The 12,912-nt window shown below is 66.3% G+C and carries 8 protein-coding genes; 7 read left to right on the top strand and 1 reads right to left on the bottom strand.

Annotated elements, in window-relative coordinates:
• The first annotated feature begins 9 nt into the window (after positions 1-9).
• The 7 genes from IG178_RS14490 (at position 10) to IG178_RS14460 (ending at position 9,228) form a co-directional block, all read left to right on the top strand.
• Positions 10-774 (top strand): DeoR/GlpR family DNA-binding transcription regulator, encoded by a 765-nt coding sequence (locus IG178_RS14490; protein ID WP_193213279.1) that lies wholly within the window; start codon positions 10-12, stop codon positions 772-774.
• Positions 775-792: 18 nt separating this feature from the next.
• Positions 793-2,265: a rhamnulokinase gene (locus IG178_RS14485; RefSeq protein WP_193213278.1), complete on the top strand. Its 1,473-nt coding sequence runs from the start codon at positions 793-795 to the stop codon at positions 2,263-2,265.
• A gap of 52 nt (positions 2,266-2,317) precedes the next feature.
• On the top strand, positions 2,318-3,403 hold the full coding sequence (hemW, locus tag IG178_RS14480; protein ID WP_226895449.1) for a radical SAM family heme chaperone HemW: 1,086 nt from the start codon (positions 2,318-2,320) through the stop codon (positions 3,401-3,403).
• A 39-nt stretch (positions 3,404-3,442) separates the two neighbouring features.
• Positions 3,443-4,528: a quinone-dependent dihydroorotate dehydrogenase gene (locus tag IG178_RS14475; RefSeq protein ID WP_193213277.1), complete on the top strand. Its 1,086-nt coding sequence runs from the start codon at positions 3,443-3,445 to the stop codon at positions 4,526-4,528.
• Between the two features lie 93 nt (positions 4,529-4,621).
• Positions 4,622-4,864, top strand: a complete 243-nt coding sequence (locus tag IG178_RS14470; protein WP_193213276.1) for a YMGG-like glycine zipper-containing protein — start codon at positions 4,622-4,624, stop codon at positions 4,862-4,864.
• A 123-nt stretch (positions 4,865-4,987) separates the two neighbouring features.
• Positions 4,988-7,120 carry a protein-disulfide reductase DsbD family protein gene (locus IG178_RS14465; protein WP_193213275.1) on the top strand — a complete coding sequence of 711 codons (2,133 nt, stop codon included), beginning with the start codon at positions 4,988-4,990 and terminating at the stop codon, positions 7,118-7,120.
• Between the two features lie 80 nt (positions 7,121-7,200).
• Positions 7,201-9,228 (top strand): alpha-amylase family glycosyl hydrolase, encoded by a 2,028-nt coding sequence (locus IG178_RS14460; protein ID WP_343225978.1) that lies wholly within the window; start codon positions 7,201-7,203, stop codon positions 9,226-9,228.
• A gap of 1 nt (position 9,229) precedes the next feature.
• Here IG178_RS14460 and hrpA read toward each other — a convergent pair whose 3' ends face one another.
• Positions 9,230-12,892, bottom strand: coding sequence for an ATP-dependent RNA helicase HrpA (gene hrpA / locus IG178_RS14455; RefSeq protein WP_193213274.1), 3,663 nt, complete (start codon positions 12,890-12,892; stop codon positions 9,230-9,232).
• Between the last annotated feature and the right edge of the window lie 20 nt (positions 12,893-12,912).

Below are 12,912 nucleotides of genomic sequence, written 5' to 3'. Positions count from 1 at the left end.
TAAACCCACATGCTCGCCGCCGAACGACAACGCCAGATTCTCGACCGCGTCCGCCGCGATGGCAACGTCCGCACGGCTGAACTGGCCAAGGACCTCGCCGTCACCGAGGAGACCATCCGCCGCGATCTCGACTTCCTGGCCCGCCGCGGGCATGTCCGCCGCAGCCACGGCGGTGCCATGGATGCCAGCGCCCCGATCGGTGAACTCTCACAATCGGAGCGCGAGGGCCGCCACCTCGAACAGAAATTCGCGATTGCCCGCGATGCCGTCCGCCAGCTGGCTCCCGGCGAAACCATCCTGTTGGATGCGTCGACCACCGCGCTCCAGCTCGCCGGCCAGCTGCCCGAAAACCTGCCGCTGAAGGTCGTCACGTACTCGTTGGCTGTTGTCGAACGCCTGGCCGGGCGCGGCGACCTCGAGGTCATCCAGCTGGGAGGGACCTACGACCCGCGGGGCCGGCGCTTCTCCGGCATGCTCACCGAGTCCGCCCTGCGGCTGTTGAAGATCGACCGCTTCTTCTTCTCCGGTGCCGGGCTCGATCCCGTCCAGGGCGTCAGCGAACCCAACCCGGAACAGGCACGGCTCAAGCGGATGATGATCGAGCAGGCGGAGTGGTGCTGCGCCCTGATCGACCACTCGAAGCTGGGCGTGAAGGCGGACTATTTCTTCGCCACGCCGACCGACATCCAGATGATCATCACCGACTTCGAATCGAAGGCCTACGCAAAATCCTTGTTGAAGCATCGGCCCTACGAAATTCACTTCGCGCGCTGAACCCAAGTCCACCTCTCCATGCCCGTATTCCTTTCCATCGACCTCGGCGCCGGCAGCGGCCGGGTCATCGCCGGTATTTCCAACCAAGAGTCCTTCCGCCTCGAGGAAGTCCACCGCTTTGACAATCCTGGTACCGACCTGCCCGGAGGCTCCTTCTGGAACATCGTCGGCCTCTACCGCGACATCATCGACGGCCTGCGCCGGGCGGTTGAAGAGTATGGCAAGGACATCGTCGCCATCGGCATCGACACCTGGGGCTGCGACTTCGGGTTGATCGACGCCCACGGCCGCCTGCTCGGCATGCCCCATCAGTATCGCGACGCCCGTCACGAGGGCATGCCCGCGGTCATGCACCAGCGGATGGGCGAAGCGGAAATCTACGCCCAGACGGGTATCACCACGAATTTCTACAATTCTTCCCTCCACTTGCTGGCCGAGGAACAGCTCGGCTCCCCCGCCCTCGCGGCGGCCGACAAGCTGCTCTTCATTCCCGACCTGCTCGCCTACTGGCTGTGTGGCGTGCAGGCCGTCGAGCGCACCATCGCCTCGACCTCCCAACTCCTCGACGCGGCGACCGGCGACTGGGCTTGGGATGTCATCGGAGCACTCAAGCTCCCCGACAAGATGTTCGGCGGAATCGTCGCTCCAGGCACCGTCCTCGGTCCCATCCGCCAGGAGGTTGCCCGCGACATCGGCATGGAAGGGATCCCGGTGGTAGCCAGCGCCTCGCACGACACCGCCTCTGCCGTCGCCGGCATCCCGATGGAAGGCGACGATCCGCTCTGGCTCTCGTCCGGCACCTGGTCGATCATGGGCATCGAGACCCGCGAGCCGATCCGTTCGCCGGAAGCTTTCGCCGCCCGCTGCTGCAACGAGCTCGGCGTCGAGGGCAGCGTCCGCTTCCTCAAGAACATCGCCGGCCTGTGGCTGATCCAGGAGTGCAAGCGCCAGTGGTCGCTCGACGGGGACAAGCTGACCTTCGCAGAAATGGCAGCCCTTGCGGAGGCCGCGCCGAGCTTCTCGGCCTTCATCGATCCCGATGACCCGGTCTTCGCCGCGCCCGGCGAGATGCCGGCGAAGATCCAGGAATGGTGCCGCAAGACCGGCCAGGACGTTCCGCAGGACAAGGGCACCATCCTGCGGGTCGCCACCGAGTCGCTCGCGCTGAAATACCGGGTGGTCTTCGAGAACTTCTGCCGGCTCTCCGGCAAGCGCTTCACCCGGCTCCATGCCGGCGGTGGGGGCATCCAGAACGAATTCCTTGCGCAGGCCACGGCCGATGCCCTCGGCATCGAGGTCGTCGCCGGCCCGATCGAGGCGACCTCCTGCGGCAACCTGATCGTCCAGATGATCGCCGTCGGCCACGTTGCCGATCTGGCGGCAGGCCGCGAGCTGATCCGGACCTCCTTCGAATTCAATTCCTACCAGCCCCGGAACCACGAGTCCTGGGCCGGTGCCTTCGAACGCTTCCAGTCGGTCACCGGCAGCTGACCCGGGCTGATGGATTGACGCCCGGGCGGATCGCGGACCAGCGTTCCGGACCTTGCTGCTCTACCTGCACATTCCCTTCTGCCACCGCGTCTGCCCGTACTGCTCTTTCTACAAGCACACGCCGGGCGACACCCCGATCGGCGAGTTTGTCGACACGCTGCTGGTGGAAGCCCGCCAGCGGCTCGGCGGCTTGGAGGAGCCGCCCCGCACCCTGTATCTCGGCGGCGGGACGCCCTCGATGCTGTCGCCCACCCACCTCCGCAAGCTCTTCACCGGGCTGTCCGACATCCACGATCTCGGTCGCTTCGATGAGGTCACCCTGGAGGCCAACCCGGCCACCTTCGACGTCGCGAAAGCCCGGCTGTTCCGCGAACTCGGCGTCACCCGGGTTTCGCTCGGCATCCAGTCCTTCGCACCGCACGTCCTCAAGACGCTCGGCCGCGAGCACGATCCGGAGCAAGCCGCGGAGTCGGTCCGCGTCCTCCGCGAGGCGGAACTGCCGGCGGTGAACATCGACCTGATGTTTTCCATTCCCGGTCTCTCCCACGACGACTGGCGGGACACCCTCACCACGGCGATCTCGCTGCAGCCCGACCACATTTCCGCCTACAACCTCACCTACGAGGAAGACACCGCGTTTTTCGAAAGCCTCAACCGCGGCCAACTGGACCGCGACGAGGACCGCGACGCCACCCAGTTCCATCTCGCCCACGACTTGCTGACGGCGGCCGGCTACGAGCACTACGAGACCTCGAACTACGCCCGGCCCGGCTTCCGCTCCAGCCACAACCGCGGTTACTGGCGGGGCGAGGACTACCTCGGTCTCGGCCCCTCGGCCGTCTCCACCCTCGGCGGGACCCGCACCCGCAATATCCCCGACACCGCCGCCTATGTCCGAATGGTCAAAAGCCTGGGCAACGCGGTTTCCGAAAGCGAATCGCTCGATCCCGAGCAACGGCGGCTCGAGCGCCTCGCGCTGATGCTGAGAACGGATGAAGGCGTACCGCTTTCGCTGGTCCAGCTCCCCGACGCGACACGGCTGGTGGACCTCGGGCTTGCGGAAATCCGTGGCGAGCGCCTCGCCCTCACCGTGGCGGGTTCCGCGCTGGTGGACCCGATTGCGGCGGAGCTGGCCTGATTTCCCACCGCCGCCACGTGGATTCGCGGGATCTTTCCGATGTTCGGTGTTGGACGTCCGGCCGGCCTTGTTCACGTTCGCCGCGTGTCCGACGCCTACGATCTCGCCCGCTCCCTCCTGTTCCGCCTCGACGCTGAAACGGCGCACCACCTGAGCCTCCGCGGGCTCCGGATGGCGGAGAACTCGGGCTTGCTGAAGCTGCTCTTCCCGGCTCCCGAATGCATCGCCCCGGTCGAAGTGATGGGCCTCCGCTTTCCCAACCGCGTCGGTCTCGCCGCAGGACTCGACAAGGAGGGCAACACCATCGACGCCCTCGGCCGGCTGGGCTTCGGCTTCGTCGAGATCGGCACCATCACCCCGCGCCCCCAGGCCGGGAATCCCAAGCCGCGCCTGTTCCGGCTGGTCGAGCACGAGGCGATCATCAACCGCATGGGCTTCAACAACCCCGGGATCCAGGCCGGAGTCGAAAACGTCCGCCGATCGAAGGCCTTCGGCGGGGTCATCGGCTTCAACATCGGCAAGAACAAGGACACGCCCAACGAGAATGCCGCGGACGACTACCTCGCCTGCCTCAAGGCCGCCTACCCGGTCGCCGACTACATCGCCGTGAACCTTTCCTCGCCGAACACCCCCGGCCTGCGCGACCTGCAGGGCGAGGAGTCGTCGGCGCGCCTGCTCGAGCAGTTGAAGAAGGCGCAAGAGGCCCTGTCGAAGGAACATGGCAAGCACGTCCCCCTGCTCTTCAAGGTCGCCCCCGACCTCGACCCGCCGCATGTCGCCGCACTGGCAAGGGTCTTCCTCGAGGGCGGGCTCGACGGCCTGATCGCGACCAACACCACGCTCGACCGCGCCCCGGTGGCGGGACACCCGCGGGCCGGAGAGGCCGGCGGACTTTCCGGCCGCCCGCTGACCCAGCGCAGCACTGGGATCATCCGCGCCTTCGCCGGTGAGTTCGGCGGCCGCATCCCGATCATCGGGGTCGGGGGGATCAGCTCCGCCGGGGATGCCGTCAACAAGATCAACGCGGGCGCGAGCCTGGTACAGATCTACTCCTCCTTCATCTATCAGGGCCCACGCCTGGTCTCGGAATGCGTCCGCGCCCTCGACGGCATGCCGGTTGAATAAACGCTTCGCGGCCTGCGTCTCGCCCGGTGCCTTTCCGCTTGCGCGACCCGCATGCCGGCGGAAGTTGCCGCGCCAATCTGAATCAACCGAACCATGAAAACCACACTGACACTTCTCGCCCTTGGCTGCACCTTCCTCGGCACCAGCTGCCAGAATTACGGACCGAACGCCAACCGCGGGGCTGCCACCGGCGCCCTGATCGGAGCCGGGGCCGGAGCCATCATCGGCAACCAGTCCGGCCGCGCCCTTGAAGGCGCCGCGATTGGAGCCGCTGGCGGCGCTGTCGTCGGTGGGGCCTACGGAAATGCCCAGGACCAGGAGTACCGGGGCTACTGACGGGCAGCCACCCGCCACTTGATTTCAAATGCCGGACGGGCCATCACGGGCCCGCCGGCATTTTTTATCGGATGAAACCGGCATCTCGTGTCTCTTCCTGACCCACACTCCGCCGCTGCGACCATGCGATCATTGCAACTTCTCTTTGTCCCCCTGTTGACCCTGGCCCTCTCCTGCTTCGCACCGGCCCAGGAGGAAGCCATGCCGGGTTTCGCGGCCTTCGGCGAAAGTTCGAAGCCGGTCTCGGTCGCGACCTTGGTTCCAGAAAACACCTCCATCGCTCCCGGCAAGCCGTTCACCCTGGCGCTCAAGCTTGAACACCCCGATCCCTGGCACAGCTATTACCGGAACTCGGGGGGCATCGAGCAGTCGATCACTTTGGACTGGACCCTTCCCGACGGCTTCACGGCCGGCCCCATCCAGTGGCCGGTCCCGCACGTCATCGAGGGTGCTTTTGGCAAGAGCTTCAGCTACTCCGGCAGCCCGGTCCTGCTGGTGGAGATCACGCCCCCGTCCAGCCTGGCCGTCAACACGACCACCTCCCTAACGGCCAAGGCCGAGTGGCAGATTTGCACCGACAGCGGCTGCGAAAACGAATCCGCCGAGTTCAAGATCGAGCTCCCCGTCAAGTCGGCCGCCGAGCTCGATCCGTCCCAAGCCGATCTCTTTGCGACCGCCCGCGCCGGGCTGCCCAAGCCCGCCAGTGGTTGGCAGGTGCGGGCGGAGAGCGACGGCCCCGGGATCAAGCTCAGGCTCACCCCGCCCCATCCGCTGAAAATCCCCGCCGACCTGGATTTCATCCCGTCGGAGCCCTTCATTGCTTCTCTCAGTTCGGGCGGCACGATTGCCCTGGAGGGCGATGAATGGGTGCTGTCCCTGAAACGGGTCAAAGAAACGGTCATCGGCCCGGTCGAGCAGGGCTCCGCGTTTCACGGGATGCTCGTCTCCCACACGGTCATTGATGACAGCACCGGCGCCGAGGCCTTGCTGCTGCCGGAGGTGACCATCGAGCGCCCGGCGCCCCGCCCTCTCTCCCTCGCCGCCCTCCTGCCGATTCTCGGCGGCATGTTCATCGGCGGTCTCATCCTCAACCTGATGCCCTGCGTGTTCCCGGTGATCGGGCTCAAGATCATGGGCTTCGTCCAACAATCCGGCGAAGACCGGCGCAAGATCGTGCTGCACGGCCTCGCCTTCACGGCCGGCGTGTTGATCTCCTTCTGGGCCCTCAGCGGCCTGCTGTTCGCGCTGCGCTCCGCCGCCGGCCCCGGCCAGGAAATCGGCTGGGGCTATCAGCTCCAGAACCCCTGGACGGTTCTCGTCCTCATGCTGCTGATGTTCATTCTCGGCCTTGCGATGTACGGCGTGTTCGAGATCGGAGCCTCGGCCACCGGCGTGGGAGGAAAGCTCCAATCCAAACAAGGCGTCGGTGGTTCGTTCTTCTCCGGCATCCTCGCCACGGTCGTCGCCACCCCCTGCTCCGCGCCCTTCCTCGGTGCAGCCATCGGCGCGGCCATCGCGTTGCCACCGCTCCAGTTTTTCAGCGCCTTCACCGCCATGGCTCTCGGGCTTTCCCTGCCCTATCTCCTGCTCTCGTTGTTCCCTGCACTGGTCGACTACCTGCCGCGCCCCGGTGCATGGATGGAAAGCTTCAAGCAGGCCATGTCCTTCCTGCTCTTTGCCACCGCCGGATTCCTGCTGTGGGTCTACACCGGTCAGATCGGCCTGGAGAACATGCTCAATGTCGTGATCGGCCTGACCGCCGTTGCCATCGCCGCATGGGTGTTCGGACGCTGGCATTCGCCTGTCCGCAGCCGTCGCACCCGCACCATCGCGATTGCAACCTGCGTCGCCTTTGCCGCCGTTGGATTGAAACTTGCCATGCCGCCAGAGAAGTCCGGCCTCGTGTGGGAGAAATGGAGCGAGGACCGGGTGACCGAATTGTTGGAAGAAGGCACGCCGGTCTACGTCGACTTCACCGCCCAATGGTGCGCCACCTGCCAGCTCAACAAGAAGCGGGCCTACACCAAGGAAGTCGCCGACCTCATCGAGGCCCGCGGCATCGTTCTCCTCAAGGGAGACAAGACCAGCCCCGATCCTGCAATTGACGCCAAGCTCGAGGAACTCGGCCGCAGCGCCATCCCGGTCAATGTCCTCTATGTTCCAGGGAAGGACCCGCTCATCACCCCGGAGTTGCTCAGCCCCGACTACCTCAAGACGCTTTTCACCAACGAGGTGCCCATACCGGAAAAGGAATGAGCCCGGGAGGGGCGGGCGATTGAAGGAGACGTCACCACTCCTTGCTTCCCACTGGCACGATCCCCGCTCATGCTCGGCCGGTGAGCGAGCAACCAGTGCCAGTCAGCGAATTCCCCCGGATCGTCGTCGACGACCCTTGGCTGGAGCCCCACGCCGCCGAGATTTCGCGCCGCCTCGACCGCTTCGACGCGACGTTGGCAAGCATCGAAACGCGCCACGGCAGCCTCGCGGCCTACGCCAACGGGCACAAGCTCACCGGCATCCACCGCCAGGCCGACGGTCACTGGATCGTCCGCGAATGGCTGCCCAAGGCGAAGGCCGTCTCACTGGTCGGTGACTTCAACGGCTGGAACCGCGAGACCCACCCGCTCGCCCCCGCCAGCGGCGGCGTCTGGCAGCTGCGGCTCGACCCGGACACCCTCGCCCACGGCCAGCGGGTCAAACTCCATGTCACCGGTGCCGACGGCTCGGAACGGGACCGCATCCCCGCCTGCATCCTCCGCGTCGTGCAGGATCCCGAAAGCCACGACTTCTCCGGCCAGATCTGGGAACCCGGCACGGATTACCCGTGGCGGAACGACTTCGACCCGTCCTCGGTCAAGGTTCCGCTGATCTACGAGGCCCACGTCGGCATGTCGGGGGAGGAAGGCCGTGTGCACTCGTACCGCGAGTTCGCCAACGCCACCCTGCCCCGGATCAAGGAAGCCGGCTACAACGTCGTCCAGTTGATGGCAGTGCAGGAACATCCCTACTACGGGTCCTTCGGCTATCATGTCTCGTCGTTCTTCGCCCCGTCGTCCCGCTTCGGCACCCCGGAGGACCTCAAGTATCTTGTCGATACCGCCCATGGCCTCGGCCTCGCCGTCCTGCTCGACATCGTGCACTCCCACGCCGTGAAGAACCTCGCCGAGGGCCTCAACGACCTCGATGGCTCCGGCAACCTTTACTTCCACGCCGACAGCCGCGGCGAACACCCACAGTGGGATTCGAAGGTGTTCGACTACGGCCGCCCCGAAGTCCGGCAGTTCCTGCTCTCCAACATCCGCCATTGGCTCGAGGAGTTCCGCTTCGATGGCTTCCGCTTCGACGGCGTCACCTCCATGCTCTACTGGCACCGTGGTGCCTCATCGTTCGGCGACTACGGCAGCTACTTCGGTTCCGACGTCGACAATGACGCCATCCTCTACCTGCAGCTCGCCACCACCCTGGCGCAGCGCCTGAAACCCGGGGCACTTCTCATCGCCGAAGACATGTCCGGCATGCCCGGCCTCTGCCGGCCCGTCGATGAAGGCGGCGTCGGCTTCACCGGCCGCCTCGCCATGGGCATCCCCGACTTCTGGATCAAGCTACTCAAGCACTCCCGCGACGAGAATTGGGACATGGGAGAAATCTGGGGCACGCTCACCAACCGCCGCCACGGCGAGGCCAACATCGCCTACGCCGAATCCCACGACCAGGCCCTGGTCGGCGACAAGACCCTCGCCTTCTGGCTGATGGACGAGAAGATGTACTGGCACATGGGCAAGGACGACCCGGACCCGGTCGTCGAGCGCGGCATCGCCCTCCACAAGATCATCCGCCTCCTCACCTTCGCCCTCGGCGGCGAGGGCTGGTTGAACTTCATGGGCAACGAGTTCGGCCACCCTGAATGGCTCGATTTCCCGCGTGAAGGCAACGGCTGGTCCTATCACTACTGCCGCCGCCAGTGGTCGCTCGCCGACAACCCGGCGCTCAAGTACTGCTTCCTCGGAGCCTTCGACCGGGCGATGCTCGAGACCCTGAAAGCTCACGGCCTGCCCGCCTGCGAGCGCGCGGAACTGCTCAACCTCGACCACGTCAACAAGGTCATCTGCGCCCGCCGCGGCGAGTTGATCTTCGTCTTCAACCTCTCGATCAAGAGTTCCATCGCCGACTACCAGTTCCCGGTCCCCGCGTCCCCGCCGGCAAGCGGCAGGAAAAGGGCCTACCGCCTGATCCTCGACACCGACGCCGCCTGCTTCGGCGGCCACGACCGGCTCGACGCCACCATCAAGCATCCGGTGTCCAAGGACGGCAAGATCTCGATCTACACCCCGGCAAGGACCGCCATGGTCTTCGCGCCGGTCTGACTCAGAACCCTTCCGCCAGCCGCTTCTCGGAGACCTTGACCGCGGCACCCACATCGGGCGCAAACAGCGACAGGCGGAACTCCTCGAGCAACCAGCCGTAGTCCCAAAGCCGCGGATTCTCCGGTTCCTCGGCCCACGCGGCGTACCAGGGCTCCCAGTAGCAGCGCACGCGCTCCATCTTCTCCAGGTCCTTGACCAGCGGCAGGCTGGCGATCCGTCCCAACCGCGACCGGATTCCACGGAAATAGCGGTCATACCCCTTGATCCGCCCGAAGCCGCTGCGCCACACAAAACGCCGCCTCAGCAGCCAGCCCAGCTGCTCATCCAGGTCGGCGGCAATCCCGGCGTGGTTGCGGTCCCGCGAGTTGCCGTGGATCCAATCCCGGATCTCGCCGGTGACATCGAAGCAGGCACCCAACGAGGTCGAGATCGCTGCCGCCGCTTCGTACCAGCGCCCGCGCGCATCCTTGGCGGCGCTGGCAAAGTCATCCGGCCGGCCGATCCGCCGCGACCCCGCCGCACCTTCGCCCGCCAAGGCAATGAGGTCGTCCATCGGACAATCCAGACGTGGCAACTCGACCTTCGCCATCAATCCGAGCGGATACTTTTTCCGCAGGTAGGCGACCTGATCGGGCTGGGCCAACATCAACAAGCGCACCTGGCCGGCACGATGCGACTCGGCCGCTTCGAACGAATCGGAAAACGCCCTCACCCCGACCGCACTCCCCTCGTCGACCAAGGCCGGAAATGCCGGCCCCGCTTCGGTTTCGATCCGTTCCGGAACATCCCCATCGGTCCACGAGGTCATCCCGCTGCGCTCCCACTCGGCGTTCGCCGCCGCCTCGAAACGTTCCTTCACCACCGTCCCCAGCTGCGCGCGCAGACGCCCGACGTCCCGGCCGAAACCGATCTCGCGTTCGTCGTCGTCGCAAACCCAGACCTTCGTCACCAGTTCTTCGGGCAGCCGCCCGAGGTCGAAGTCGCCCGGCTTGATCCCGAATCCGGCGAAACCCGACAAATACTGCGCCAACCGTAGTTCCAGCGGACCGTCCGGCTCGTGGTCGCGCCATTCGCCGGCAAAACCGCGGGCCGCCTCGGCCACCGGCTGGCAGCCGCGGCGCAAATCCTTCGGCAAGGAGCGGATCATCCACTCCGTCCGCCATTCCAGGTCACCCGGCACCCCCCATCCCGGCAGCCACTCCGGCAGGCGCGGCAGCTGGTCGACGTGAACCCCGAGGGTGACGCCGTCGTCCCGCTCGCCGGGAGCAGCGTGGTAATAGAGCGCATACTCCTCGCCACCGTGGGCCAGCCAGTCCGGATAGCCGTCCAGGTCGAGGTCATCCAAGTCCTCCAGCACCACGTCGGATCGTCCGGCAATGATCCGTTCGCCGTTCGCGTCGTGCCACTTGTGGAAGGCCTTGGCGGTGCACATGCCATCCGGCAGCCGGCTTTCGAAAAACTCCAGCACCGCCTCCTCGCTCCACAACCCGCCCGGGCGCCGCAGCTTCTGCTCGATGCCCTCGATTTCCTCGCGCAGTTCCGCCAGCCGGGCCAGCGCCCGCGGCCGGCCTTTCAGGCCGCCCTGCAACAGCCCCTCGCGGACGAAGATCGTGCGCGCCGCCGCCGGGTCGATGCGGCCGAAGTGAACCCGCCGTCCGGCAACAATCGGCAGTCCGCCGCACAGCACCGTTTCCTTCGCGTAGACCGCCCCGTGGGCGACATCCCAATGGCCGCCGCCGTAGCGATGCGTGCACAAATGCGGTGCCACCTTCTCGACCCAGGCGGGGTCGATCCGTGCGATCCGCCGCGCCCACAGCCGGCTGGTGTCGACCAGCTCCATGGCCATCACCCACTCCCAGCGCTTGCCCCCGAACAGGCCCGAACCGGGAAACACCGCGAAGTGGCCGCCCGATGCGCTGCGATAAGCCCGTTCCTCGCGGTCCCAGAGACCGAACTGGCGCGGTGCTCCCGCCAGCAAGGCGCGGTGAAAGGCATCGTAGGGTGCCGACTTCTCGACGCTCTCAGCCAAGGCATTGACTTTCCAGCGCAGCTCCCTGGCGACCAGCTCCCGCAACTCGTCGTGGACGTTCGCCCACTCGGTCACCCGCCGGTAGTTGAGGAAGGCGCTGCCGCAGTATTTCCGCAGCTGGTTGCGCTGCCATCCCCTGCCCTTGCGGAAGCGCTGGACGTCGTGCCACAGCCGCAACATTCCGCGGAAATCGCTCTCGGGGTCCTTCCAGCGGGCGTGGGCGACGTCCGCTTCCTTGGTCTTCTCGGCGGGACGCTCGCGCGGGTCGTTCGACTCCAGCCCGGAAACCACCGGCAGGATCTCGGCGAGGCAATCCTCGTGCTTGGCCTCCAACAGCATCCTGGCCAGCCGGGGGTCGACCGGCATCCGCGCCATCGTCCGCCCGGATTCGGTGAGGTCCTTGTGCTTGTCGAGCGCCCCGACCTCGCGCAAAGTACGATAGCCCTCGGAGATTGCTTTGGGCGCCGGCGGATCGAGAAAGGGAAAACTCTCGATGTCCGGCAGGCCCAGCGACTTCATCCGCAGGATCACCCCGGCCAGCGAGCTCCGCCGGATCTCGGGATCGGTGAATTCCGGCCGCTCCGCGAGGTTCTCCTCGTCGTAAAGCCGCACGCAGACGCCCTCCCGCACCCGGCCGCAGCGGCCTTTCCGCTGGCGGGCGCTGGCTTGCGAGACTTCCTCGACCTGCAGCCGCTGCACCCCGCGCCCCGGGCTCCAGCGACTGACCCTGGCGAGACCGCTGTCAACCACGCTGACGATTCCCGGGATGGTCAGCGACGTTTCCGCGACGTTCGTTGCCAGGATGATCCGGCGCTTCGGGCCCGGCGTGAAAATCCGCTGCTGGTCGCCCAGTCCCAACCTCGCGAACAGGGGCAGGATCTCGGTGCTTCGGTAGTTCCTGCCTTCCAGCGAGTCGGCGCAGTCGCGGATCTCGCGCTCGCCAGGGAGGAACACCAGGACGTCCCCACGGGGATCGACGTCGGTTAACCAGTCGACCGCCCGCGGCACATGCCGGGACAGCTCCTCATCCTCGTCGGGCGGCAGGAAAAACTCCTCCACCGGGAAGGTCCGCCCCTCCGCCGTGATCACCGGGGCACCGTCGAAGAAGCTCGCGAAGGCCCCGGCGTCCAAGGTGGCCGAGGAAATGACCAGCTTCAGGTCCTTGCGCCGCTCCAGCAACCGCTTGAGGTAGCCGAGCAGGAAATCGATGTTCAGCGAACGCTCGTGGGCCTCGTCGAGAATCAGCGCATCGTACTGCTTCAAGTCGGGATCGCCCTGGGTTTCCGCCAGCAGGATGCCGTCGGTCATGAACTTGATCCGCGTCTGCCGCGAGGTTTTGTCCTCGAAGCGGACCTGGTAGCCGACGAAGTCGCCGATCTGCCCCTTCAGCTCTTCGGCCACCCGCCGGGCCACGCTGGCCGCCGCGATCCGCCGTGGCTGGGTGCAGCCGATCTTCCGGGTGCTGCCAGCCAGCGCCTCGGCGACCATCTTCGGAAGCTGCGTCGTCTTCCCCGAGCCCGTCTCGCTGACCACCACGACCACCGGATTGTCCCGGATCGCGGCCACGATCTCGCGCCGCATGCCGACCACCGGCAGGCTCTCGGGATAGTTCAAAGGCGGCAGCGCGTCCGTCATGGCGCGCGGGGAATAGCCCG

Source organism: Neoluteolibacter marinus (assembly GCF_014904755.1).
GTDB lineage: Bacteria > Verrucomicrobiota > Verrucomicrobiia > Verrucomicrobiales > Akkermansiaceae > Haloferula > Haloferula marina.
Note: the sequence above shows the minus strand (reverse complement) of the source record. Positions and strands in the feature narration are given on the sequence as shown.